Annotated in this window: 1 rRNA gene; it reads left to right on the forward strand. The window is 56.4% G+C overall.

Going from position 1 to position 1,440, the window contains the following annotated elements:
• A 23S ribosomal RNA gene (locus AB0G63_RS39090) occupies positions 1–1,394 on the forward strand; the annotation flags it as partial.
• Between the last annotated feature and the right edge of the window lie 46 nt (positions 1,395–1,440).

Raw genomic sequence — 1,440 nt, forward strand, 5'->3', positions numbered from 1 at the left:
GGCTGAGACCTGATGCCGAGCCGATTGTGGTGAAGTGGATGATCCTATGCTGTCGAGAAAAGCCTCTAGCGAGTTTCATGGCGGCCCGTACCCTAAACCGACTCAGGTGGTCAGGTAGAGAATACCGAGGCGTTCGGGTGAACTATGGTTAAGGAACTCGGCAAAATGCCCCCGTAACTTCGGGAGAAGGGGGGCCACACCTGGTGATGGGCTTTACGTCTTGAGCTGGGGGTGGCCGCAGAGACCAGCGAGAAGCGACTGTTTACTAAAAACACAGGTCCGTGCGAAGCCGTAAGGCGATGTATACGGACTGACGCCTGCCCGGTGCTGGAACGTTAAGGGGACCGGTTAGCTCACTTTCGGGTGGGCGAAGCTGAGAACTTAAGCGCCAGTAAACGGCGGTGGTAACTATAACCATCCTAAGGTAGCGAAATTCCTTGTCGGGTAAGTTCCGACCTGCACGAATGGCGTAACGACTTCTCGACTGTCTCAACCATAGGCCCGGTGAAATTGCACTACGAGTAAAGATGCTCGTTTCGCGCAGCAGGACGGAAAGACCCCGGGACCTTTACTACAGTTTGATATTGGTGTTCGGTTCGGCTTGTGTAGGATAGCTGGGAGACTGTGAAAGCCATACGCCAGTATGGTGGGAGTCGTCGTTGAAATACCAGTCTGGTCGTGCTGGATGTCTAACCTGGGTCCGTGATCCGGATCAGGGACAGTGTCTGATGGGTAGTTTAACTGGGGCGGTTGCCTCCTAAAGGGTAACGGAGGCGCCCAAAGGTTCCCTCAGCCTGGTTGGCAATCAGGTGTTGAGTGTAAGTGCACAAGGGAGCTTGACTGTGAGACCGACGGGTCGAGCAGGGACGAAAGTCGGGACTAGTGATCCGGCGGTGGCTTGTGGAAGCGCCGTCGCTCAACGGATAAAAGGTACCCCGGGGATAACAGGCTGATCTTCCCCAAGAGTCCATATCGACGGGATGGTTTGGCACCTCGATGTCGGCTCGTCGCATCCTGGGGCTGGAGTCGGTCCCAAGGGTTGGGCTGTTCGCCCATTAAAGCGGTACGCGAGCTGGGTTTAGAACGTCGTGAGACAGTTCGGTCCCTATCCGCTGTGCGCGTAGGAGTCTTGAGAAGGGCTGTCCCTAGTACGAGAGGACCGGGACGGACGAACCTCTGGTGTGCCAGTTGTTCTGCCAAGGGCATGGCTGGTTGGCTACGTTCGGGAGGGATAACCGCTGAAAGCATCTAAGCGGGAAGCCTGCTTCGAGATGAGGACTCCCACCCACTTGATGGGGTAAGGCTCCCAGTAGACGACTGGGTTGATAGGCCGGATCTGGAAGCCAGGTGACTGGTGGAGGTGACCGGTACTAATAGGCCGAGGGCTTGTCCTCAGTTGCTCGCGTCCACTGTGTTGGTTCTGAAACCACGAACAGCCCT

This window comes from Streptomyces sp. NPDC020996 (assembly GCF_040641355.1).
In the GTDB taxonomy this organism is placed as follows: Bacteria; Actinomycetota; Actinomycetes; order Streptomycetales; family Streptomycetaceae; genus Streptomyces.